This window comes from Prevotella sp. oral taxon 299 str. F0039 (assembly GCF_000163055.2).
Lineage (GTDB): Bacteria > Bacteroidota > Bacteroidia > Bacteroidales > Bacteroidaceae > Prevotella.
In genome coordinates this window covers 381,426-406,892 of sequence record NC_022111.1, presented here as the reverse complement: position 1 = coordinate 406,892, position 25,467 = coordinate 381,426, and the positions used below count along the sequence as shown (strand labels likewise).

Annotated in this window: 20 protein-coding genes; 10 read left to right on the top strand and 10 right to left on the bottom strand. The window is 35.5% G+C overall.

Annotation, left to right across the window (positions count from 1 at the left end; all coding sequences use genetic code 11):
• Positions 1–32 precede the first annotated feature (32 nt).
• The 3 genes from HMPREF0669_RS04545 to HMPREF0669_RS04535 all read right to left on the bottom strand — a co-directional run bounded on the left by HMPREF0669_RS04545 (position 33) and on the right by HMPREF0669_RS04535 (position 1,709).
• Positions 33–1,076: an endonuclease/exonuclease/phosphatase family protein gene (locus HMPREF0669_RS04545; protein ID WP_009227344.1), complete on the bottom strand. Its 1,044-nt coding sequence runs from the start codon at positions 1,074–1,076 to the stop codon at positions 33–35.
• A 143-nt stretch (positions 1,077–1,219) separates the two neighbouring features.
• Positions 1,220–1,435 carry a Txe/YoeB family addiction module toxin gene (locus tag HMPREF0669_RS04540; RefSeq protein WP_009227343.1) on the bottom strand — a complete coding sequence of 72 codons (216 nt, stop codon included), beginning with the start codon at positions 1,433–1,435 and terminating at the stop codon, positions 1,220–1,222.
• A 46-nt stretch (positions 1,436–1,481) separates the two neighbouring features.
• Entirely contained in the window at positions 1,482–1,709 is a 228-nt protein-coding gene (locus tag HMPREF0669_RS04535; RefSeq protein WP_020967172.1) for a hypothetical protein, read from the bottom strand.
• Positions 1,710–1,936: 227 nt separating this feature from the next.
• Between HMPREF0669_RS04535 and HMPREF0669_RS04530 the strand changes: the two genes are divergently transcribed.
• Positions 1,937–2,644, top strand: a complete 708-nt coding sequence (locus tag HMPREF0669_RS04530; protein WP_009227341.1) for a DUF308 domain-containing protein — start codon at positions 1,937–1,939, stop codon at positions 2,642–2,644.
• Between the two features lie 285 nt (positions 2,645–2,929).
• Here HMPREF0669_RS04530 and HMPREF0669_RS04525 read toward each other — a convergent pair whose 3' ends face one another.
• The 5 genes from HMPREF0669_RS04525 to HMPREF0669_RS04505 form a co-directional block, all read right to left on the bottom strand.
• Complete coding sequence (locus HMPREF0669_RS04525) at positions 2,930–3,592, bottom strand: sugar transferase (protein WP_009227340.1); 663 nt, start codon at positions 3,590–3,592, stop codon at positions 2,930–2,932.
• Between the two features lie 225 nt (positions 3,593–3,817).
• Positions 3,818–4,873: a DUF5115 domain-containing protein gene (locus HMPREF0669_RS04520; protein WP_009227339.1), complete on the bottom strand. Its 1,056-nt coding sequence runs from the start codon at positions 4,871–4,873 to the stop codon at positions 3,818–3,820.
• 62 nt (positions 4,874–4,935) lie between these two features.
• Positions 4,936–6,144: a SusF/SusE family outer membrane protein gene (locus HMPREF0669_RS04515; RefSeq protein WP_009227338.1), complete on the bottom strand. Its 1,209-nt coding sequence runs from the start codon at positions 6,142–6,144 to the stop codon at positions 4,936–4,938.
• A 32-nt stretch (positions 6,145–6,176) separates the two neighbouring features.
• Complete coding sequence (locus HMPREF0669_RS04510; RefSeq protein WP_009227337.1) at positions 6,177–7,790, bottom strand: RagB/SusD family nutrient uptake outer membrane protein; 1,614 nt, start codon at positions 7,788–7,790, stop codon at positions 6,177–6,179.
• A 17-nt stretch (positions 7,791–7,807) separates the two neighbouring features.
• The gene (locus tag HMPREF0669_RS04505) at positions 7,808–10,897 is read right to left on the bottom strand and encodes a TonB-dependent receptor (protein ID WP_009227336.1); all 3,090 of its coding nucleotides are present in this window, start codon (positions 10,895–10,897) and stop codon (positions 7,808–7,810) included.
• A gap of 276 nt (positions 10,898–11,173) precedes the next feature.
• On the opposite strand from HMPREF0669_RS04505, the gene HMPREF0669_RS04500 reads away from it, so the two are divergent.
• The 7 genes from HMPREF0669_RS04500 to HMPREF0669_RS04470 all read left to right on the top strand — a co-directional run bounded on the left by HMPREF0669_RS04500 (position 11,174) and on the right by HMPREF0669_RS04470 (position 20,782).
• Positions 11,174–12,199 (top strand): LacI family DNA-binding transcriptional regulator, encoded by a 1,026-nt coding sequence (locus HMPREF0669_RS04500; RefSeq protein ID WP_009227335.1) that lies wholly within the window; start codon positions 11,174–11,176, stop codon positions 12,197–12,199.
• 156 nt (positions 12,200–12,355) lie between these two features.
• Complete coding sequence (locus HMPREF0669_RS04495) at positions 12,356–13,726, top strand: MFS transporter (protein ID WP_009227334.1); 1,371 nt, start codon at positions 12,356–12,358, stop codon at positions 13,724–13,726.
• A gap of 601 nt (positions 13,727–14,327) precedes the next feature.
• Entirely contained in the window at positions 14,328–16,868 is a 2,541-nt protein-coding gene (locus tag HMPREF0669_RS04490; protein WP_020967168.1) for a TonB-dependent receptor, read from the top strand.
• A 12-nt stretch (positions 16,869–16,880) separates the two neighbouring features.
• Positions 16,881–17,732 carry a DUF5689 domain-containing protein gene (locus HMPREF0669_RS04485; protein ID WP_009227332.1) on the top strand — a complete coding sequence of 284 codons (852 nt, stop codon included), beginning with the start codon at positions 16,881–16,883 and terminating at the stop codon, positions 17,730–17,732.
• A 20-nt stretch (positions 17,733–17,752) separates the two neighbouring features.
• On the top strand, positions 17,753–19,114 hold the full coding sequence (locus tag HMPREF0669_RS04480; RefSeq protein WP_009227331.1) for a hypothetical protein: 1,362 nt from the start codon (positions 17,753–17,755) through the stop codon (positions 19,112–19,114).
• Positions 19,115–19,203: 89 nt separating this feature from the next.
• Positions 19,204–19,455 (top strand): type B 50S ribosomal protein L31, encoded by a 252-nt coding sequence (locus HMPREF0669_RS04475; RefSeq protein ID WP_009227330.1) that lies wholly within the window; start codon positions 19,204–19,206, stop codon positions 19,453–19,455.
• 430 nt (positions 19,456–19,885) lie between these two features.
• Entirely contained in the window at positions 19,886–20,782 is an 897-nt protein-coding gene (locus HMPREF0669_RS04470) for a DNA/RNA non-specific endonuclease (RefSeq protein ID WP_020967167.1), read from the top strand.
• 370 nt (positions 20,783–21,152) lie between these two features.
• On the opposite strand, the gene HMPREF0669_RS04465 is transcribed toward HMPREF0669_RS04470, so the two are convergent.
• The gene (locus tag HMPREF0669_RS04465; RefSeq protein ID WP_009227328.1) at positions 21,153–21,701 is read right to left on the bottom strand and encodes a hypothetical protein; all 549 of its coding nucleotides are present in this window, start codon (positions 21,699–21,701) and stop codon (positions 21,153–21,155) included.
• A 326-nt stretch (positions 21,702–22,027) separates the two neighbouring features.
• Here HMPREF0669_RS04465 and HMPREF0669_RS04460 point away from each other — a divergent pair, with 326 nt between their 5' ends.
• A complete protein-coding gene (locus tag HMPREF0669_RS04460) occupies positions 22,028–22,582 on the top strand; it encodes a glutathione peroxidase (protein WP_009227327.1) in 555 nt (184 codons plus the stop codon).
• Positions 22,583–22,709: 127 nt separating this feature from the next.
• The gene (trxB, locus tag HMPREF0669_RS04455; RefSeq protein ID WP_009227326.1) at positions 22,710–23,657 is read left to right on the top strand and encodes a thioredoxin-disulfide reductase; all 948 of its coding nucleotides are present in this window, start codon (positions 22,710–22,712) and stop codon (positions 23,655–23,657) included.
• Between the two features lie 359 nt (positions 23,658–24,016).
• Here the strand turns inward: trxB and HMPREF0669_RS04445 are convergent, their stop codons facing one another.
• A complete protein-coding gene (locus tag HMPREF0669_RS04445; RefSeq protein WP_020967166.1) occupies positions 24,017–25,435 on the bottom strand; it encodes a sodium:solute symporter in 1,419 nt (472 codons plus the stop codon).
• Positions 25,436–25,467: the final 32 nt, after the last annotated feature.

Here is a 25,467-nt window from a genome sequence, read left to right as displayed (position 1 = left end):
TACATATAGGAAACGGGAGAGTTGATATCTAACTATTGTTCTTTTACTAAATAAACAACTACAGGAAGGTGGTCACTATAACCATCTAACCACACTCCTCCTGCTGTAGTTCGCTTAGGAGAACCTTTATATTTGCCTTCTGTTTGGAACAAATAATCACGTTTAAAGATTTGATTTTTCCAGAATTTCAAAGATGAAAAGTCTTTCTTATCATCTTTATTCAATAGGTTTGGTGTTACAAGTATTTGGTCGAAAAGATTCCAAGAGCCTTGATATAGAAGCGTTCCAACGCCTTCTTTAACTAAAATATTATACCATGGATTATACATATCGCCTTGGTTTACATCTTTAATGTTGCCTTTTCCTCTTAAAATACCTGCCATACTCTTGTCGATAGGGTCGTCGTTCATGTCGCCCATAACAAACACTTTGCAGTTAGGATCATCGTTTAAAAGAGAGTCTTTAATTGCTTTTACTTGCTCTGCACCTAGCTCTCTGTAAAAAGATTCACTAAAACGACTAGGTAAGTGACATACAATAACGGCTATATGTTCATCTGCAAGGCTTCCACTAACAGTTAAAAAGCCTCGAGTATAGAATGCACTATCTTTCTTTAGCTTTTGAACATAGGGTACAAGACGGGTATTCTTTACACTAAATAAAGAGGGATTGTATAATAACGCACAATCAATTCCACGGCGGTCAGGACCTTCTATATGCACATATTGATAGTTACGAGCACTTAAAGCGGGTTGTGCAACAAGGTCGTCTAAGGCTTTTGAGTTCTCAACTTCAGCCAAACCAATGATTGCGCAGCCTATATTGGGGAGCACATCTGTACCCATATCTGCCAAAGCTCGTGACATATTGTTGAGCTTATGGTTGTATTTCATGGCATTCCATTTATACGAACCAGTTGGAAGAAAATCGTAATCACGCTTTCCTTCGTCATGACATGTGTCGAATAAGTTTTCTTGATTGTAGAAACCTACTCCGTAAACAGAATATTTTTTTTGTGCACTAGCGGGTAGAAAGGTTAAAAGAACCCCTATAACCGCAAAGAAAAAATACTTCATAAATAATGTTTATCTTTGTTTTATTGTAAATAATCTTATCCCTAAAAAGTTGTGCAAATATCGTGATTTTATTTCAAAAATAGACTATTTCTGCCCTTTTTTATTTTAAGAGTAAAACAAGAATAAAATAGTTTTAATGATTATTAGTGTCCTTTCAATGATATTATTGTGACAATCACTTTGTCTTCTTCAATAAAATACACCATTCTTGAACCCTTATCTATGCGTCTACTCCAATAACCTGATAAGTTTCCTTTAAGCTGTTCCACTTGTCCTGTACCCAAAGTAGGATGAAGTTGAAGTTCTTCAAACAATGAAATAATTTTAAGTAGGGTTTTCTTTTGCCCCGATTTTTCCATTCTTTAAGGTGTTCTTCAGCTTTCTTGGTTAGTAATAATTTGTAGATCATACATCTAAAGCTTTTTTAATATTTTCTATACTATAAGCTTTTGTTTCTCCAGAAAGTTGCTGTGCAATACTTTCTTGTATCTCTTCAATATTATTGGGGTTGTTAAACCACTCATCATTGCTTGGGAATGGATTCTCATTTACTTTGATATTAATACTACTTGCCTTTGCTATAAGAATCTGCTCTATATATGCTTTAAGACTTTTTCCTTGCAAAACAGCCATAAAAGACATTTTTTTAGGGTGTCTGCAGGCAAATCTATATTCTTTCTTTTTAGATTAATTGTAGTTGACATAATGCTTATTGATGTAAAATATTGATACTATTAGTTTTTGCAAAACTATATATAATATTTTTTATGTATACAAAACATACTGTTTTTTATAGCTTTTTTTATTACAAAAGAATAGCTTTTGCAAAACAATTTGTATTTTTGCACAAATCAATTATTATGAAAGTATTACAGAGTTCTTTTTTTCGTGCATTGTGTGCACTGATAGTTGGTGCTTTAACTATTATGTATAGAGATGAAGCACAGAAGTGGTTAGTGATTGTTATCGGGGTATTATTCTTTCTATCAGGTGTTATTTCCTGTGCCGTTTATTATGGCAGTAGAAAGAATTTTGCAGATGTTCAAGTGTTAGATAATAATGGAGTTCAGATTGCAGGTACTACTCCTACCCTTCCATTGGTGGGCATTGCGTGTGCAATTCTTGGTGTAGTGTTGGCTCTTATGCCTGCAACTTTTCAGCAATGGTTAAGCTATTTGCTTGCTTTTCTACTTATAATAGGCTCAATTAATCAATATATCAACTTAGCGCAAGTATCAAAATTGGCAAAAATAGGTCCTTTCTTTTGGATAACTCCTTGTATAACAATGCTCATTGGCTTAGTTGCTTTGGTTAAACCAACTCTTTTGGGGGCCTCTTTCTTATTTATTTTGGGTTGGGCAATCTTACTTTTTGGAGTGATTGAAACTATCAATTCAATTAAAATTTATGCGATAAAGAAGGCTTATAACAAAGCTGTAATAGCTGCACAACAAGCAGTTGAGACTGAAGAAATAGTAGCAACCACAACAGAAACACCTCAAATTAAAGAAATAAAAGCATCTGAAACAGATGAAGAAACAACTGAAGTAGCAGATGAAACGATATAAATTTAATTAAGAAATAGTCTATAATTTTTATAGGATAATAAGCTATTACCACTATTGTGAAGAGCTTTTAATTTGGCAATAAAATATAAAGCTAGTGAACATGCAACCCATTCGAGATCAGGAGTTTACTAGCTTTCTTTGTAAAAGGATAGCTCATAAAAAATAAAAGCATTGCTATTGAGGTTCAATAGCAATGCTTTTAGAGTGTAATATCAATGTTTTAACATGGCGAAAACAATGCTTTTATAATCGCCTTATGTTATGAACGCATGACATTTTTTTACTTTAGAATTTCTTTCCAATTGCAATATTGAGGAAAGTGTTGATTAGTATTTTGATATCAAACCACCAAGAACGTTTTCTAAGATAGTAAAGATCAAGCTCAAGACGGCGTAACATTTTCTCCATAGTATCGGTATAACCATTATATAAGGTGGCATAGGAGGTAACACCTGGGCGAATTTGGTATAAAAAGGTATATCGCTCGTCGTGTTGAATGATTTGATCTATATAGAATTTACGCTCTGGTCGTGGTCCAACAAACGACATATCTCCTATAAACACATTCCAAAGTTGGGGTAATTCATCGAGGTGATGCGTTCTAAGAAACTTACCTATCTTGGTTAAACGATGATCTTTTTCGTGTTGAAATAATGCAGGTCCATCCTTTTCTGCATCTTCTTTCATGCTTCTAAACTTGTAAATACAGAACGGCCGACCAAATCTTCCGATGCGTTCTTGCTTAAAAATAACACTACCACCATCTTCTTTCTTTATCAATATGTAGCAAATAATAAAGAGAGGAGAGAAAAGAATAAGGGATATAGTTGCTGCTATAAAATCGAAAAAACGTTTTATACTTCTCTCTATTCCATTCATTCCATCATAAATGTATTTATTTTCTATTTTAATTTCTTGCTTGGTATCTACGATTATCTTTGTTGTCATTATGCAAATTTATTTATTATAGGAAACGCAAGAAATTAAATAATATTGTAAAAAACAATCTATTTTTCTATAGTAGTGCGTAAAAAAGATCTAAGCCTATATGTTATCAATACAGAATAAAAATAAGAGAACAAAAGGTTTTATTTTAGATAAACTTATCTTTTGTTCTCTTAAATATTCTTGTTGCTTATTATATTCAATAAGCAATCAGCTTACAAAGCATGATTACTTTTTAGTGAAAACAACCTTTGATTTACCATCAAAAGTAAGAGTAAGTTCTACTTTATAAGTTCCTTTCTCTACATTTAAGTTCTTACCATCATTAGCTGTCAGTTCTTTGAATGCAGTTTCACTCTCGTAACCACCCCAAGACAAAGCCCAGCCATGATTAGCACGGAACTTTAAAGGTCCTGTTTTTATAACATTTACATTATCAGCTTCCCAAATACCAGTTGTAGGATTGTAGGTTAAATCAATAAAATCTTTATCCCATCCACCAACAGCGTCTCCAATTATAGAGACATTATCTATTTTTGTTAATGTATAAGTACCTTTCTTAACGCCTTGCTCTAATTTAACTTCTATCTTATAGAACGCTGGTGTGCTCACTATACATGCTTCTCCTTGTCCTTTTTCTTCTACATTGCCTTCTGATGTACATTCTAAATCGTTCTCTGCGTTATCTGAATTAGGACGTAACTTGAATTGTTTATCTAAATAAACATAACCAATAAATGTACCATCGAATTTTTCACCACGTAAAACTTGAGCCTTTTCGGTTGGCTTTTCTGGATTAACAACATAGAAGAATTCAGGGAAGTTTTTCTTAGTTAAGCTAACTTTGCAAGTAAAATCAAATGTTTTTAAGAAGCTTTCACCTGTTTCAACATTTATGGTGTCGTTGATAGTAATAGAGACAGCACGTTCGGTATCTCCTTCTCCATAAAGATTTTTAACCGCATTCTCTAAGTCGGCAGCAGCTATTTTACCCTCTTTTGTTGTTTTAAGAACTTTTTGTCTTGTTTTATTTTCATTGAAAACAACAGTAGAGAACTTTTGACTTACAAGTGTTGCTTCGGTAAGTACAGAAGATGTAAACAACTGAAGAGAGTCACCCTTAATGGTATTATAGTCGACAGCAGGCAAAGGTGTTGCTGTAAATGAAATCGTTTTTTCAGGAGTTTGTGGATTGGATTGTGGTGCAGTCCAATTCGTATAATCTTCAGAACAAGCAGCAAACATGGCTGTTGCAACTCCCATTATCATATATACTTTTTTCATGTTTCTATTATATTAGGTCGGAGGAAGACATCTAAAAACGCTTCCTCCGACGTTTTATACAATTATTTTAAGAAATAATATTGTCCAGTGATGTCGTTAAAGAACACTTTGTATTTTCCTGATTCATTAACAGAAATGGCTACTTTATTGCCTTTTACTGCTGTTCCGAATGGGAAATTGCTTGCACTCCATGTATCAGTTAATGCACCATTAGCTACAAACTGAAGTTCTTGACCTGCAGTTACATTCACATCTAATACCCAATCATGGTTTTTAGTATTAGCAGTTGTCGAGAATTTCCTCATCTCGTTTTGTGTAGCGTCCCAATTATTGTCTGCTCCAGACTTAATAGGTAGAGACATTTTTGTAAACTCTATAGAAGAAGCTGGGGTAGTTTTTTCAATTTTACACTCATGAGTTTTAGTGTTTAGTCTAATCTCATAATATCCAGCTTCATCTATCTGTATGTTTCCTGGGTCATTTCCTCCAGCACGATAGGTTGTTGTTAAAGGCCCACCATTACCACAAATACCAAAATCCCAGTTACCTAATTTTTCAATAATCTTAAATATTGCTTTTTCAGGGAAGTATCCAATGTAGCCAATAACACCTGTTCCTGTGTTTATATCATATTCTTGTCCTGCAATAGGATACATAGGAACCATAGAAACACCTAATTGATCTTCGCCATTTCCCCATGCTCCGTTACCAAAACAACTACCAGTAAGGTACCATAAAACAGGTTCATGTTCTTTTACCTCTACATAGTAAGGAACAACCATGAATTCTACAGAATTAGAATAAATAGTTTGTCCTGCATAAGTAGCTTTACAACGTGCATAAACTTTCTGGGTAGGTGGAACTTTTCCATCTTCCCATTTTGCTATCATTTCAAGACTTCTTGCAATCTTTGCAACGCCAACTTGCGCATTACAAATATTGTAAGTATCGTCAAGTGTAGCGTAATCTGCAACTGTTTTTCCTGTTTTATCTGCCCACGCCTCTTTAGTAGAAACTCTCCAAGAGTCATTCAATGAAAGTTCTATCTGATAGTCTACAATTGCAGGAAAACCATATTCCGGTTGTGACCATGCAAAGTTTAGAGCTGTTGATGTTGCTAAATTTATAGCTGAAGAACCATAAATAGGCGCATTTAATGTAAATGTTGTAGGAGATTGAAGCTTAGGATTAGAGTCGCGATCATCGCTACATGATGCAAAAGCTAACAATCCACACAACAATATTGCATAATATCTAATAATATTTTTCATTGTTCTATAGTTTTAATCTTTCATTATGATGCTTAATAATTAGGGTTTTGTTTAATAGCATCCTTAACATAATTAGAAGGAATAGCAAAGATATTCTTGCTTGCAGAGAAACTACGACCTTCTTTAACACCACCTTTATAAGTCCAGTTATAGTTATTGTCGCCTCCGAAGAATCCGAAACGAATTAAAGTAGGCCTACGAATACCTTCAAAGTAAAACTCACGACTCCATTCATCACATAATTCAGAAAGAGTAAAGTTTGTTTTTGGTTCAGCATTAGCACGTTCACGTAATGTTTTAACGGCTGCAATACCTTCTGGTGTTAGGTGATTTCCATTTGCACGAGCTGTTGCTTCTGCATATATTAGATAAGCTTCTGCTTTTCTAAAGAAGAAGAAATCTGCATCAGAGAATGTAAGTGAATGTCCTGCAGAACCATCTGTTTTGATGTTAATGAATTTAGCTGTGGCAAAACCATCTGTAAATTTACCTATTGCACCTTTACCATTATCAAGCTTTCTATCCTTTCCATCGAAAATGGCTCTATCATCATGAGCATAATCTTTAGTAGGCATTTCTATACTTGAAACATTAGGAACCTCTTTATTAGGGAAGAAACGTTTTAATAAATCAGGACGACAACGATTTCCACCCCAAGTTTGTCCACTTAATCCGTTTACAACACTCTTGTCGTGTATGCTTGCATGCATATTTCCATCAAAAGTAGAAGCTGTTAAGAAGGTAGTTGTACCCCATGAGGTTGTTTTTAATCCATCTTGAAGGATTGGGAAGATAGCCTCATAAGCTGCATCGGTTTCACCATTGTCGCCCATGAATAGCATTTGATAAGCACTCCAACCATTAACTTTCTTTGTGTTAAGCTTATAAGCAGAGTCCATAATCTTCTTAGCATACTCAGCAGCTTTCGCCCATTGAGGAGTTCCGGTATAAACTTGAGCATTTAAGTAAAGACGTGCCAACAACATCCATGCTGAAGCTTTGTCTACACGACCATAATTAGCATCTGAAGACTTTTTAGGTTGAGCCTCAGAAAGATTAGGTTCAATTTCTGTAAGCTCCTTAACAAGCCATTCATACATCTCAGGACGTGTCTTCATTGTTGGTTCAGAAAGAGTTTCTGCAAAAGGAACATTTCCGAAAGCATCCATCAATAAGTAATATTCTAATGCACGTACAAAGCGAATTTCTGCTGTTTTCGTTGCATCCTCGTTGATATTCTTTAAATAATCATTACAATATGTAATACCAGTTGTTAGACGTGCAAAGTAACCATTTAACATTGGATGACTTGCATCGTATGTATTATAATCAAATTGTTCAATACCTGCATCACCCCAGTGACATATTGCCTCGTCGGTTGTTAGCTCATTTGAGTTCCACATTTGTCTTACAAAACCAGTGGTACCCCCATCTAATCCGTCAATATCACAATCTCCAGTCGCTCCTCCATTACCTGCAACAGCAATATTTGCATAACATTTATTAAAAAGAGCATCTCCATTTGCAGTAGGACGAATATTAGGATCGATAGGAGTAACATCTAAATCGCCAACACAAGAGGCTAATATTCCTGTCGAGAATAAGAATATTGCCGATGGAATTATATGTTTAAAATATTTATTCATGACTTTTGTCTTTATTGTTAGAAGTTAAGATTAACACCAAGAATCATAGAGAAAGCTCGTGGATACATATTATTGTCATATCCATTGAACACTTCTGGGTCAAGTCCTTTATACTTTGTTATAGTGAAAACATTGCTTGCTGTAGCATAAACACGTCCGCCAATTCCCTTGTAGCTTCCAGTTTTGAATAGATTGTTAAAGCTATAACCAAGAGTTATGTTGTCGCATTTCAAGAAACTTGCATTTTGTACCCAATAATCGGTAAGAGTTGTTTTTGCATCATCTTGTACAAATCCACGTAACTTAGCTGTTGGAGTAGTATTTCCTAATCTATCTAATGTCCAAATTCCATTAGGACTTACATTCTTAAAGCCTTGTTCTATACCATTAAATACATAATTTCCAATGCTTGCACGTAGAGAGAAGCCGAGATCCCAGCTCTTGTATTCAAGGCGAGAAGACAAGCCCATAGTAACAGGAGCTACAGGATTTTTGTAGAAATATCTATCCGCATCTGTTATTTTACCATCACTATTTCTGTCAACAACAGCACCTTCGATAGGATTACCATTCGCATCGTACACTTGTTGATATACATAGAATGAGTTTGCAGAGTGACCTACTTGGTTATATTCGAGGTTCTTATCTGTACCAATTGTTATAGAAGTATTAGCAACAGGACTATTGTCTTTACTTACACCTGCAAGATTTGTAATCTTATTTTTATTATAAGTGAAGTTGTAATCGATAGTCCAGAACCAATCTTTCTTTTGTATTGCTTTCCAACTAATTGTTGCTTCTAAACCAGTATTAGAAAGATCTCCAATGTTTTGCCATGCTTGATTTCTGAAAGAAGACAATATCATCACAGGAGCATAGTTAAGCAAGTCTGTTGTTTTTCTATAATAGAAATCCAAAGTTCCGCTTAATCTTTGATTGAAGAATCCCCAATCAATACCAGCATTGTAAGTTGTGGTTGTTTCCCACTTTAAATTAGGTCTAAAACTATTAGGACGATAAAGTTCACCATCACCAGCCAATGGATAGAAACTATCTGTACCAGTATTCACAGAGTAAGTTGGTATCCATACATAGTCCGTACTTAAGTCTTGTTGACCTGTTTTACCCCAACCTAAACGTAATTTAAGATCAGATAAAGTATTTACATCCTTTAACCAACTTTCTTGATTTACCTTCCATGCAAATGCAAATGATGGGAACATAGCCCAGTGTTCTTTAAATCTTGAAGAACCATCATTACGAACTGTTGCTGTAATATAGTAACGATCTAACAAGCTCCAGTTTGCTCTACCAAAGAAAGAAACTAAGTAGTTTTCTGTTGCAAACTTATAAGGAGTGTGAGGAAGTGCAGTTCCTGCCTTAGGTTTTCCATCATCATATCTTGTAGTAATTGTAGACGAATAGTAACCTACATAATCGTTATTTTGATTACGATAGAAATGTTGCCATTCATAACCTCCCATTACATCAAAGTGATTCTTAAGTTTATCCTTAAAATCATGGAAGTATTGTGCATACATACTTAAAGAAAGGTTACGCTTTAAGATAGTTTCATCACCTTGACTTCCATAATAAATAAATTGAGGAGACGCTGTAGAAGCATTTCTATATTGAGTTCCTTTTGCTATATCAGCACCTAAAGTCGCATGTAAACGTAAGTCTTCAAAGCCATGCACCTTATAATCAATATCAGCACTACCTATAAATTGTCTACTATTAGCAGTTTCTTTACGAGTGTTAAGCACTGCAAGAGGGTTCATAACTCCACCAGTAGAATTATAAGAAAATGGCCAAGCTTCTTTATCGCCATCAATTCCAGTTGTAGTCCATTCAAAATAACCACCAAAATTCTTTAACATTGTAGCCTTATTTTCACCTAATAAATTAAGATGATAGGGCGATGTATAATTGTAAGGGTCTTGTGTTGGATCCATTCTAAGCGCATTAGAAATGGCTGCACCATCAGCAAACGTATTACGAGCATACATACCCTTAGCATTAAGGTTTAATGTTAAATGGTCATTTAAGAAAGAGGGGTTAAGGTTAAGAGCTGTTGTTACACGCTCAAAGTTTGAAGTCTTAACGATACCTTGTTGGTTTGTATAACCAACTGATAAACGATAAGGCACATCACTCATAGAACCAGACACTGTAACATTGTGATCATGACTGGCTGCAGTACGCAATATTTCATTTTGCCAGTTGGTATCTGCAGTTCCAAGAGCTTTATAAGCATCGCTTTCTTTTCCAAAGAGTTCTTCAATAAATGCACGATATTCATTTGCATTCATTACATCTATAGTACTCTTTTTGGTACTTAAAGTGAAGCTACCACTATAAGAAACTTGAGGAGCTTGTCCTTTTCTACCGCGTTTAGTAGTGATAATAATAACACCATTAGAACCACGTGAACCATAAATAGCTGTAGCCGAAGCATCTTTCAACACGTTGAAACTTTCAATATCTTGAGGGTTGATGCTTGAAAGAATATTAGATACACCTTTGACACCAGCATTATCAATGGGCACATTGTCGATAACAATCAATGGGTCGTTTGACGCATTAAGCGAAGAACCACCACGAATACGCATGGTTGTGGCACCACCAGGAGTTCCATCGTTAGTTATTACGTTTACACCAGCAACCTTACCAGAAATCATATCTTGTGGATTTACTACAAGACCTTTATTTTTGCCATCAGGTTTTAAAGCTGACACAGAACCAGTAAGGTCTGATTTCTTTGCAATACCATAACCAATAACAACTACTTCGTTTAGTGTTTTATTGTCATTATCTAATACTATAGTAAGATCTTCCGATACTTTTACTTTCTTAGGAGACATTCCTACATAAGTAACTGTGATCTCTGTTCCCTTAGGAACGTTAATAGAATAGTTACCATCAAAGTCTGTTACTCCTATAGCCTTACCATTTGCCGTAATTGTGGCACCGATAATTGGCTCTCCAGAAGCATCCTTGATTTTGCCTCTAATATTTCCAGACTGCGCAAAGGCCGTAACAGAAAGGAGTAACCCACCTGAGAGGACTAAACTCCTAAGAGGTAATTTGAGCTTTTTTAATTTCATGATTTTATTTTTTAGTTAACGTTAATATCGTTTATAAATTCCGTTGTTTAGGCTGAATTTGTTTATATTACATTTTTTAGGTTATTTTATGTAACGTACTAGAAATAATGCTTTGTTACAAAAATAGTTGTATTCAGAATATGTAAGTCTATTTTAATAAGAAAAATAACATAAGGAAAAGTGCAAACGTTTGCATTGAATTTAACAACTAATTCTTGTTGTATATGGCTTTTTTCATACCTTTGTACATAATTTTATCATATAATTAACTAAAACATGAAAGATTCTCCACCTCTAACAATGAAAGATATTGCACAGGAGCTTGGTGTTTCTGTAGCTACTGTATCTCGTGCCCTTAAAGATTCTCCCAAAATCAGTGCAAAAAAACGTGAGGAGATCAAGGCTTTTGCAAAAGAAAAGAATTTTTGCCCGAACATTGTGGCAAAGAATTTACGCAATAGTAAAACTGAACCTATAAAGCTTATTGGGGTGATTATTCCAAAATTCAGCCATTCTTATTTTGCTTCAATCTTAAGTGGTATCGAAGAAAAAGCATCTACTAAAGGTTACCATATTATTGCAACGCAGAGCAACGAAAATTATGAACAAGAAGTAGAAATATGTAAATCTTTATTAGAGAACAAGGTTTGTGGCATCATAGTTTCTCAAGCTAAAAACACGTTTTCATATGATCACTTTCAAAATATCATCAATCATAATATTCCATTGGTATTTTATGATCGTATTTGCACAGGCATAAATAGCTCTAGAGTGGTCGTAGATGATTATACAGGGGCATACACTGCTGTAGAATATCTTATAAAAACAGGTTGTAAAAGGATTGCCTTTTATGGCTCCTCTATGAAACTCGAAATAACCAAAAATCGCTATAATGGCTATAAAGATGCACTTATTAAGAATGGTTTATCACTTGACGAACGCTTCATTAAGCAATGTGATAATCGTACAGATGCCGAGGATATCACACCTCATTTACTAACACTTGAGGACAGGCCTGATGCTTTTTTTGCCATTAACGATGAAACCGCAATAGGTATTCTCTACACAGTTAAAAGAATGAAACTTCATGTTCCTGAAGATGTTAGCATTTGCGGATTCTCAAATGGAGGCATTTGTATGGCTTGCGATCCTATGCTTACATCTGTCGACCAACATGGTTTTGCACTCGGAGAAGAAGCTGCTCAGGTTCTAATAGATAAAGTTGAGGGAGTTATTCCCGAAAGTAAGATAGAAAAAAGAATTGTAAGAACCCGACTTATCCTTAGAGGAACAACCCGATAATATGCCCTATTAATATAATAAGGTGTAATCTTTAACTCAAAATGAAAAAAAATACACAAATAGAGAAATCATTAGATACCTCCCTATAACACTTTTTACTCCATTACTCTGTAAATAAACTATAACAAAATAAATACAACTAAAACTCAGAAACCTATGTTTAGTATTCAACGTAAACAAAAACCTGACATGAAGTTCTGGAATTTATGGAACCTGAACTTTGGATTTTTCGGTGTGCAGATAGCATATGCCCTACAAAGTGCCAACATTTCACGAGTATTTGCCACGCTCGGTGCCGACCCACATAACCTTAGTTATTTCTGGATATTTCCTCCGTTAATGGGTATTCTCGTACAACCTATCGTTGGAACACTTAGCGATAAGACATGGTGTCGCTTTGGACGACGGAAGCCATATTTATTTATTGGATCCAGTGTTGCTATCTTTGTTATGTGCCTTTTGCCTAATGCAGGCTCTTTTGGATTAGCGGCTAGTGCAGCAATGCTTTTCGGTTTAATCTCATTATTGTTTCTTGATACAAGTATAAACATGGCAATGCAACCATTTAAAATGCTTGTTGGCGACATGGTAAACGAAAAACAAAAAACCTTTGCTTACAGTATTCAGAGTTTTTTATGTAATGCTGGTAGCGTTGTTGGATTTATTTTCCCCTTCTTTTTTACAGCAATCGGAATTGCCAACACTGCCAATCAGGGCGTAGTTCCCGACTCCGTTATTTGGTCTTTCTACTTTGGTGCACTCATCTTGATGCTTTGTGTGTTCTATACTTCTTTCACAGTGAAAGAATGGACACCACAAGAATATGCTGAATATAATACCATTGAAGAAACAAACCCTACTGAAAAGGAAGAAAAAGTGAATTGGATTGCGCTATTAAAGAAAGCTCCTTCTACTTTCTGGTATGTGGGTTTGGTGCAATTTTTCTGCTGGGGAGCCTTCATGTATATGTGGACTTACACCAATGGAGCTATAGCCGACACTTGTTGGAATGTAGATTTAATGTCACCCAATGCGACATCTACCGAAGCATATCAAGTTGCAGGAAACTGGGTTGGTATTCTTTATGCAGTTCAATCGATCGGAAGTATGTTATGGTCTGTTGTTCTTCCTTGGTTTAAAAGTCGTAAAATGGGCTATGCGATTAGTCTTATTCTCGGTGGAATAGGCTTTGCATTGGTTCCATTTATACATAATCAATACATCCAATTTATAGCTTTCCTTCTCATTGGATGTGCTTGGGCTGCAACATTGGTAATGCCTTTCACCTTAGTTACTGATACTCTTCAAGGCTACGGACATATGGGAGCATACCTAGGTTTATTTAATGGAACCATTTGTATGCCTCAAATTATTGCAGCAATCTGCGGTGGCATCTTCTTAACTCTTGTAGGTTCAAATCAAACCCACATGATGTTTATTTGTGCTTTCTCGCTTACTTTGGGCGCATTGAGTGTATTTTTAATTAAGAACAAGAAGAATACAACACAAAAAGAAAATAATCTATAAACAAATAAAAAGACTTTCTATAAATATATTTTCAGAAATTTTATAAGATAATACAAATTTTTCTTTTAGTAAAAATATATTTATAGCATAAACCGCACTAATGTCTTTTTAGTAATTTGTTTTTATTATAATCTATATAAATCAACAATTCAAACGATGAAAGCATTGACTTTATAACACAAAGTCAATGCTTTTAACATTCAATAGCTATGCTTTTACACGCAAAAAGCATAGCTATTACATTACAATACAAATCAGACAAACAAAATCCTTCTATCCTTTTGATTTATAATAGGTTATAAAAGTATCCTACTTTTACTAAAAGGTTTACGAAGAAATATAAAAAAAGTATCAAAATAAGCGTTTATAGATGAAGGAAATGCACTTAATTTGTCAGAAAAGAAAGTATAAAAGCAAAGGGAAGAACAAGAATAGCTAAGCGTATAAAACACTAGAACAGTACGTTTTACAAATCGTTGCATTACATTCAATCAGATTTAATAATTTGGAAGAAAGCTTGAATGTTAAAAAATTTTGATATTCCGATTTATTTTTGTTACTTTGCATCTAAAGAATAATTAATTATTAATCAACATATATTATGCAAATTAAGCTTCATCTAGCGATTTTTGCCCTTTGTTACTCACCATTTGTGATGGCTCAAAACACAAATGATGACAAGCAAAAGAGCCAAATATCAAGCGCCAACGAAGCGGCTTTTACTTTTACAGAAGCCCAATTAGGCGAGAATGAGAATATGTCGCAAAATGTAACCATTATCAATTCTGGTACCAATCTTTATGCGTCTCAAGTAGGATTCTTATTCTCTCCTGTGAGATTTCGTTACAGAGCACTCAACCAAAAGTATAATGAAGTATACGTAAATGGTGCTCCTGCCAACGATATTGAAAGCGGACAATTTCGTTTTTCACATGTAGGTGGACTCAATCAACAAACAAAAAATGCCGATTTTGCTTTACCTTTCGAATCGAACAGCTTCGCAATGCCAGACATGGCAGGCTCTAACAACTATGATTTCCGCCCTGCAAACCAGGCTGCAGGTCATAGATTTACATTAGGAGGAGCCAATCGTAACTACACACTTCGTGGTATGTACACTTATAATAGTGGTTTAAATAAAAACGGATGGGCATTCTCTGGGAACCTAACTTATCGTTGGGCGAAAGAAGGTTATATAGAAGGAACATTCTATAACGCTCTTTCTTATTTCTTCGGAGTACAAAAAGTATTCGGCAATAAAGACAAACATTCTATCGCATTCAGCACTTGGGGTAACCCAACAGAACGTGCTTCACAAGGCGCAGCCACTGATGAAAGCTACTGGATTGCTAACGATCGCTACTATAACCCATATTGGGGATATCAAAATGGCAAGAAAAGAAATTCACGAATTGTAAACGATTTCGCTCCATCTGCTGTGCTTACATGGGACTGGAAGATTACTGATGACATGAAGCTTACTACTTCTGTTTTGGGTAAATACAGCATGTATAAGAGCACAAAGCTAAACTATAACAACAGCGATAACCCACAACCAGACTATTGGAAGATGCTTCCAAGTAGCTATTATGATGTGTTCGACGCTTCAAGCACTCAGTTTAGAACAGATCAAAGCTTAGCTGATTGGAACACTGCATATAACTATTTAACTGCATCTAAGGCTAATCGCCAAATCAATTGGGATCGTTTATACCAAGCAAACATCAATGCAAACGCTCAAGGAGTAGACGCTATGTATTTCATTCAAGCAAGAAGAAACGATGCGTTTACACTCTCTTTGGCTTCAACTCTTAACGCACACTTAGACAAGAAGTCTGCTTGGAACCTTGGATACATCTTTGTTACTAACAATACTCGCCATTATCAAACAATGGAAGACTTGTTAGGTGCAACCTCATATCACAACGTAAATACCTATGCTATTGGTACTTACGCACCTACCTCTAATCAAGTTCAATACGACTTGAACAACCCTAACGCTAAAGTTGGTAAGGGAGACGTATTTGGTTACGACTATAATATCCTTATAAATAAAGCACAAGCGTGGACAAGTTACAGCCGTTTGGTTGGCCGTTTCAACCTTATGGGAGCTGCAAGAATAGGCGGTGTGAGCATGCAACGTGATGGAAAGATGCGCAATGGTTTGTTCGAAGCAAACTCATACGGCAAGAGTGGTGTTGCAAGATTCCTTGAAGGTGGAGCTAAAGTGGCTGTAAATTACAGCGCAGGACGTGGTCATACATTCTCTATTGGTGCTGGTTATCAATACAATGCACCAACTGCAGCAGTATCTTTCGCTGCTCCTGAGATGAATAACGACTTCGCTTTAAATCTAAAGAACGAACGAGTGCTTAGCACCGACTTTGCTTATCAATATCAATCTGCAAGAGTTCACATCAATCTTAATGCTTATTACAATGCGATAAACAATGTCACAGAGTGGCAAAACTTCTACTTTGATGATATCAACTCTTTCTCTTACGTTTCTATAACAGGCGGAAAGAAGGCTTATTATGGCGTAGAAGCAGCTCTTAAGTATAAAGTGAACAGCACATTCGATATCAAGTTACTTGGTACTGTTAGTGAAGCTAAGAACACTAACGATGCAAATGTAAACTATCTTAACTCAACTCAAGGAGTATATCACGAAGACAAGCTATTAAATAAGGATATGCGTGAGTCGGGAACTCCATTAACTGCAGCTAGTGCAATATTGAGTTATCACAAGAAAGGTTGGTTTATTGACTTGGCTGGAAATTACTATGACCGCATTTATTTAGGTTATTCACCTTATTATAGATATAAGAGTGTGGGCGAAAAACGTGGAAACGTAGATAGTAATGGAAACGTTTTACGTGTTGCTCAGGCAAAAGGTAAGGGTGGATTCATGTTAGATGCATCTATTGGTAAGAGCATTTATCTAAAGAAGGGTTCGTTGTCTATCAACCTAATGCTTACCAATGTTCTTAACAATCAAAGTATTGTTACAGGCGGTTACGAACAAAGTCGTTCAGACTTCACTGCTTCTGGAAATGCAAGAGCATACAAATTCTCTCGTAATCCTAAGAAATTCTATGCTTACGGAACTAATGGTATGCTTAATATCACATATAAATTCTAAATTCATTGCACAATGAAAAATTTAAAATATATCATTATTGCATTTGTTTGTATTGCTATTTCAAGTTGTATGAACAACGATTGGGATACCCCACAAACACCCAATGCATACGGAAATGACAGCATTACAGAAAAGAATGTTGTTACTATTGCAAGCTTAAAAACAACCTATGCATCTGTAATTAGCGCAACTCAAAATAGTTACAAGCAAATAGAAGACGACATCCAGATAAAAGGTCGCATCACAGGAAACGACATCGAAGGTAACATATTTAATAATGTTGCAATTGAAGATGGTAGCGGCTCAATTCTAATAGGTATCGCTCAAGGTGGTTTATTCGGCTATCTTCCTGTTGGACAAGAAATCGTCGTCAACCTAAAAGGTTTATACATTGGTAGCTATGGACAACAAGCTCAAATCGGAACTCCATACACTAACCCACGAGGAGCAACCTATGTAAGTAGAATGAATCGCTTCTTATGGAACGATCACTTTAAACTTATTGGCAAAGCAGATGCTAATAGCGTTACAGCAGAAGAGTTCGATCTTACAAAAATCAATGATGCTAGCTACCTTGAAAGCAACTGCGGTAAGCTAATGACAATTAAAAATGTGAGCTTTGAAGGCGCAGACGGAAAGAAAGTGTTTGCTACTGAGTCTGAAAAAGATGCTGCTAACAGCGTAAACAGAACACTTACAGGCATCAATTCTAATCAACTTGTAGTGAGAACAAGTACTTATGCAGATTTCGCTGCATTGCCTCTTCCTACAGGACAAGTAAACATTACAGGAATCTTCACACGCTTCCGCAACACGTGGCAAATCCTTATTCGCCAAAAGAGTGATGTTCAAACAATTCAATAAGAAATATAATACAAAACAAAATGAAAAAGTTTTTTTATTTAATGATGGCTTTTGCTGTTACAGCAAGCACACTAACAAGCTGTGAGGATGTACCTTCTCCTTATGATAATCCTAATAATAAAAAGCAAGAAGTTACTCCTTCTCAAGCAAATGGCTCTGGAACAGAAGCTGATCCATACAACGTTGCAGCATTAAATGCACACTTAAAGAGCTTGAAAGCAGACTCTGCTACAGCTGAGACATTCGTTAAAGGTAAGGTGGTTGCTATCAAAGAGCTTCAAACAAACAGCTTTGGCAATGCTACATATTATATTTCTGACGATGGAACTACAACAGGACAACTTTACATTTACAGAAGCTTAGACCTTGACAACAAGAAGTTTACTGATGCAAATGCTATTAAAGTAGGTGATGAAGTGGTTATCCGTGGTCAGTTTGTAAACTACAGAGGTAACACACCTGAAACCGTTCCAAACAAGAGTTACTTATATTCTATCAACGGAAATAAGCAACATGGCACTACTCCTACAACTCCAACAACTAAGGTTGGTGAAGGAACTGAGGCGTCTCCATATAACGTTGCTACAATGGTTGCACATCTTACATCTTTAAAAGCTGACTCTGCTACAGCAGAAATGTTCGTTAAAGGTAAGATTGTTTCTATCAAAGAACTTCAAACAAGTGGCTTTGGTAATGCTACATATTATATCTCTGACGATGGAACAGCAACAGGACAACTTTACATTTACAGAAGCTTAGACCTTGACAACAAGAAGTTTACTGGTGCAAATGCTATTAAAGTGGGTGATGAAGTGGTTATCCGTGGTCAGTTTGTAAACTACAGAGGTAACACACCTGAGACCGTTCCAAACAAGAGTTACTTGTATTCTATCAACGGAAAGAAACAACATGATAGCAATCCAACACCAAATCCTCCTGCACAAGCAGGTGAAGCTGTGGTAATTAATGGTAATACCCTTACATTAAACAACACAACTGCAACAGCAGGTACAGAAACCTTGACTGTTGATTTGAATGCAATTGGTATTACAGACGCAAGCGATTTGAGCAATATTGCATTGAGCGATGGTTCTGTTTTATCTTTCTCTGCAAACGGACAAACAAATGTTCCTAAGTTCTTTGCAAAGTCAAAGGGTATTAGAGTTTATGCAAACAACAGCTTTACAATTAAAGGTAAGAAAGCAATTGCTAAGATTGTGATTACTTGTGACGTTTATCAAGGAACTAATTACACAGGTAATTCAACTGCAACAGTTTCTTTTACAGGTAATAACGCAACTTATACTAACACTCTCGTAGGTGCAACTAAGGGCGGAGTTCAATTGAGACTTCAAACAATTACAATTACTTACGCTCAATAAAAAGTGCATTTTATTTGGCTAATTGCAAAAAGATTAGTAAATTTGCACACTCATTATAGAGTATAATTTATAAATAACAATAAAGTAAAATGAAAAAAGGTATTCATCCAGACAACTATCGTCCCGTCGTATTTAAGGATATGTCCAACGGCGATATGTTCCTTACAAAGTCTACATGTAAAGCAAATGAAACAGTAGAATTTGAAGGTGAGACTTATCCAGTGGTTAAGATTGAAATCTCAAGTACATCACATCCTTTCTATACAGGAAAGAGCAAGCTTGTCGATACAGCTGGTCGTGTTGATAGATTCATGAACCGTTACGGTAAGATTAACAAATAATATATCTTTTACAGAATATATTTAACGACTTTTTAGCATGGAGATAGTGTAGTTGCATATACACTTTTCCATGCTATTTTTTTTGAAATAAAACCACACTTATAGCGGTTTTAGGTAATCAGAATACAACAATAAGCCCTTTTCTATAAAGGATTCCAAGTTTCAATACTATTCTTTTTATACTTACAAGCAATAATATTTTAAGTAAAAAGGATCAGGATTAGAACAAAACGCATTGAGTTTATTGGATAAAAGTAATGCCATCACTCGCTAGAAGCATTAATATTACATTACAGAAGCAATGAGTATGCCATTCTAAAACATAAATATTTCGCTTTCTAAGCTTTCCTGAAAATAATAAAAGTAAAGGACTTTCGTTATATAAAAGAGATTGAACAGGATTTAGATACATAGAAAACATTTGTATATAATGAAGAAAATATTATTTAAAACAGGTGCATTTCTACTTCTTTTAGGTGCTTTGCACTCATGTAGCAAGGACGATGTTGTAGATAATTCGGGCAAAAACACGCAAGGAGAAAGCAACAATAATCCAACAACAATATCGAAAGACTATGCTCGTTTAGAATTTCCAAAGATAAAAAATACAACAAACAATAAGATACTTATATACAAAACGAGTAATGGAGAGGTGAATTATTGCGTGGAATGGGACACAAACAAGAAAACACAAAGATGGAGTTGTTATCAAATGTACCGTTCAAATTTAATAAGAAGAGTAAATCGTTATTACCCAAGCAACTATACAAAGCAATATCCTTACGACCCTTCCCTGCCCTCATATTTCACTATTACACCCGATCCTTATAGAGGTTCTGGATTTGATCACGGACATATTTGCCCTTCTGCAGATAGACTTAACAATAAAGAGGCACAATATCAAACTTTCTATATGACCAACATGCAACCTCAAAAACATGATTTCAACTCAGGGGTTTGGCTCGAAATGGAAAACAAAGTGCGCAACTGGGCTACCAAAAACAATTATAATTTTGCAGACACTCTTTATGTTTGCAAGGGTGGAACCATCGACAATAGCGCACAATATACTACAACTGGCAAGGGAATGATTGTGCCAACTTATTTCTTTATGGCTATTCTTAGAGTGAAAAACGGCGTATATAATGCCGTTGGATTCTGGGTTAAGCACGAGAATAACAAGGATAATAGATTAGCTAAATATGCAGTTTCGATTAAAGAACTAGAAGAAAAGACTGGCATTGACTTCTTTTGTAATCTGCCAGACAACATTGAACGCACCATTGAAGCTGTGTCTGTGAATAACAATTTGTGGGATCTAAAATAATAACAACACAAGAACTGCTGTTTTAACTCCATTCATTTACAGCAGTTTTTGATTATCTCTACTCTATAAACACCTCTATTTCACCTTTTTTCCCTTTTCTTCTCAGCAAAAGAAAACCCTTATTCAATCTCAATAAACTGAGGAATAAAATAAAAGAACTACTTTCTTATTTATAAAAAAAAGGAAAACAGCTTATCAAAATAAAAATTTTGTCCTTTCAAATCAAGGAAGTACTATCAAAAGAAAGCACTTTTAAGATTCTGAACAAAAGAAATAGGCACAGAAGAGAGAGTTTTCTGCGCCTATGCCATTTACATACATTATAATAAGAGCTTTGTTATCCTGATGCTCTTTTCACTTAACTTATTTCTTACTTTATCATTTTAAGTATTCTACTATATCCGTATCTCCTATAATCGAATTCATCTGCTTCATTATAACCTTCCATTTCTCCCGAAAAAGTACGGTTGTTTAATTGTAAATCATCATAATCGATTCGCATCGTAAATACATTTCCATTTTCCTTTTTATAACTTATCACAATGTCAAGAGTCGCATAATCTATATTCCAAGTAAAGCGTCTTGACGATACTACGCTGTTATTTTGATAATCAATCTGTGTTCCTTCTCCGTAAGTTGCATTCAACTTCGTTTGTCTAAATGTTATCTCTGTATTCAACATATCGGTCAGAATTTGACCATTTTCTTTATATTTCACCTTAGTTTTACCACGCCATGTGCCTCGTAAGACATTCGCCATTTGCACAGGTGTTGGCAAGTTGCTAGAGTTATTATGGTTATAACCACCATAGTATTCGCCATCATAGTAACCATCATAATAATCATAATCACACGATGTAAGACCTATTGCTAAAATAGTCACCATAAATGAGGCTAAAAACACATTGATCTTCTTCATAAGCCCTTAACTATGTTTTGTTACTATTCATTTTCTTCAATACAAGAAACATATCTTTTTTCATTGCTACCGCTAGTGAACAGATAATTATTCTCATAATTTTATGTTTGCAAAATTAAAGCATTCCAAATCCTTTCCAAATATAAAATCCCTACACTTTAATAGGTTTTTCCCTATTCTTAATAGAAAGAAACAAAACAAAAGCCTAGCTCTTTATTCTTTTTAAAGCAGAAAAACGTGTAAAAGCAATGTCTTTTAGTCGATTTGGCATTATCTTTGCAATATAATAAATAAGAAAAATTTAATCACACATAATAAAATAAAATATGAAGACAGTATATAACTACAGCGTAAAAGATCGTAAGGGTGTCGAAGTTTCATTGAAAGAATATAAAAACGAAGTTCTTCTCATCGTTAATACAGCAACAGAATGTGGCTTTACTCCACAATATACAGAGCTAGAAGAACTATATAAGAAATATCGTACACAAGGTTTTGCTATCCTAGATTTTCCTTGTAACCAGTTTGGAGGACAGGCTCCAGGAACCGATGAAGCAATTCATGACTTCTGCAAACTTAACTTTGGTACCGATTTTCCACGTTTCAAAAAGATTAAAGTAAACGGAGATGACGCTGAGCCACTATACAAATTCCTTAAAGAAGAAAAAGGTTTTGCAGGTTGGGACGAGCAACATGAACTTACACCAATATTAGAAAAGATCCTTTCAGAGGCTGATCCTGACTATAAGAGCAAATCTGATATCAAATGGAATTTCACTAAATTCCTTATCAACAAGCAAGGAAAAGTTGTTAAACGCTTTGAACCCACAACAAGTTGTGCTGTTATTTCTGAAGAAATTGAAAAGCTTTTAGCTGAATAATAGTAAATGTTTACAACAAAAGAACGCAATAAAAGAAAAGCAAGAACAACATGTCCATCAATCCTTTACTGATAAAAAGGGCATTAGTTCTACCTCATTATATAATACAAACCAAAGAATTAATATTATGTCAACAAAAGAATACACTCGTTGCGCTATCATCGGAAGTGGTCCAGCGGGCTATACTGCAGCTATTTATGCAAGTAGAGCCAACTTAAATCCAATCGAATTCTGTGGCATTCAGCCTGGTGGTCAATTAACACAAACAACAGATATAGAGAATTTTCCAGGCTATCCAGAAGGCGTTGATGGCAATCTTATGATGCAAGATCTACGCAAACAAGCAGAAAGATTTGGCGCAGACATTCGTGATGGCGAAATAACTAAAGTTGATTTCACACAAAAACCATACGTACTTACAACCGACAGAGGTGATGAAATAGAAGCTGAAACAGTGATTATTGCCACTGGTGCAAGTGCAAAATATTTAGGTTTGCCAGACGAAACCAAATATAATGGTCGTGGAGTAAGTGCTTGCGCCACTTGTGATGGATTCTTCTATCGCAAAAAAGTGGTTGCTGTTGTAGGTGGTGGAGACACTGCTTGCGAAGAAGCTATCTATCTCTCAGGACTTGCAAGCAAGGTTTATATGATTGTTCGTAAAGACTATTTACGTGCATCTGACGTGATGCGCCAACGTGTTATGCAAAATGAAAAAATCGAAGTGCTATTCGAACACAACACAGAAGGACTCTACGGAGAAGATGGAGTTGAAGGAGTTCACCTCGTAAAACGCCTTGGTGAGGCTGATGAAACACATTATGACCTTCCAATTGATGGTTTCTTCTTGGCTATTGGACATAATCCTAACTCTAAAGTGTTTAGCCATGCTATTGAAACCGACGAACAAGGATTCATCAAAACACAAGGAAACACTCCTAAAACAAACATAGAAGGTGTGTTTGCAGCAGGCGATGTTGCCGACAACACCTATCGCCAAGCAGTTGTTGCTGCAGGTTCTGGCTGCAAAGCAGCAATGGAAGCAGAACGCTATTTAACAACAATCAATAAGTAAGAAACACATTTTCTGAATATAAAAAGAAGGCACTCTAATGATGTTTTATGCATTGTTAGAGTGCTTTTTATGTCTTTCGCTTGCACCTTCATTACCTTTGCAAGAAGATGAGTTGTAAATTTAAGAGTAATATCAATACTTTTACCACGCAAAAGCAATGTTATTACACTTAAAAAGAATAGCTATTGCACGCTAAAAGCAATGTTTTTATAAGCAAAAAAAGAATGCATAAAAATACAATTCAAACTGATTTTATCTATAAGAAACAAAATGTATAAAAGATAAAATCACCACTTCTACCCCACTTCCTCACCCTAAAAGACAATAAAAACAGCTATTTTGAAGTTGATTTTACAATGCTATTTTGAACGTTTGAGCAAGTAGAATCCAAGGAACGACAACGCTCCATTAATCAATAACAATTCGTATCCAAACTTATATCCCCACCAATTTTCAGAAACATAGCTCAATGTCCAACACAAACAAGGTGCCAAAATGGCAACATAAGGCACAAAACGATCGTGCAGTTTGTGGCGAGTAAAGAGTCCAAAGGCAAACAATCCCAACAAAGGACCATAGGTATAAGCGCACATTATATAGATAGCATCGATAGCACTTGTATTGTTTAACGCCTTAAAAATCAAGATAAATAGAGCGAAAACAATAGCCATAGCGATGTGAATACGCTTTCTAAACGATTCGTTTTCAGGCTTATTGCACACGTCTATACACATAGTTGTGGTGAGAGCAGTAAGCGCAGAGTCGGCACTTGAGAACGAAGCAGCGATAATTCCGATAGAAAACAGAACCAATACAAGCTGACCTAGGTTGCCTGTTGCAGCAAACATAGGCAATAGTTCGTCACCTGCTTTTGGCAAAGCAATCCCTTGTTGGGTGGCAAGAAGCGACAAAAGGACTCCCAAAAACAAGAATAAAAAGTTGGTAGGAAGGAACGCTAATCCATAAGTACACATATCTTTCTGAGCCTCTTTCAACGATTTACAGGTTAAATTCTTCTGCATCATATCTTGATCTAAGCCCGTCATCACCACCACTATGAATGCACCACTAAAGAATTGTTTCCAAAAATATTGAGTAGACGATGCGTCATTCCATTCAAAAATCTTACTTCTTGGGTCGTTCCACACCGCTGTTATAGCCTCAGACATACTCATTCCCAAAGCATCTACAACGCCATAAATAATTAGAATTAAAGCCGTTAGCATGCAGAAAGTCTGAAAAACATCTGTAAATACAAGGGTTTTAATTCCTCCTCGATAAGTATAAAGCCATATCAACAGCACCATTGCGAGCACAGTTACATAGAATGGTATGCCAAAAGCATTGAGAACAAACTGCTGAAGAATGATACAAACGACATAAAAGCGTATGGCAGAGCCTATCATTTTTGCCAATAAAAAGAAAATAGCACCCGTTTTATAGGCATAAACACCGAACCTTTGCTCTAAAAAAGAATAGATGGTGGTAAGATTTAAGCGGTAATATACGGGTAAAAGTACAAAGGAAACCAACACATATCCCACAATAAAGCCCATGCAGGTCTGCAAATAAGTCATCGAAATCTTATTCACCATTCCTGGAACTGAAACAAAAGTAACCCCCGAAATCGAGGCTCCAATCATTCCAAAAGCCACCATATACCAAGGAGAAGTGTTGTTCGCCTTAAAAAAAACACCATTAGTTGCTTTGCGTGTCGTTAGCTTACTAATGAGCAAAAGCACCACGAAATAGACAAAAAGAGTTAATAATATAGCCATACTTGCATACAAAGATAAGACATTCTATTTGT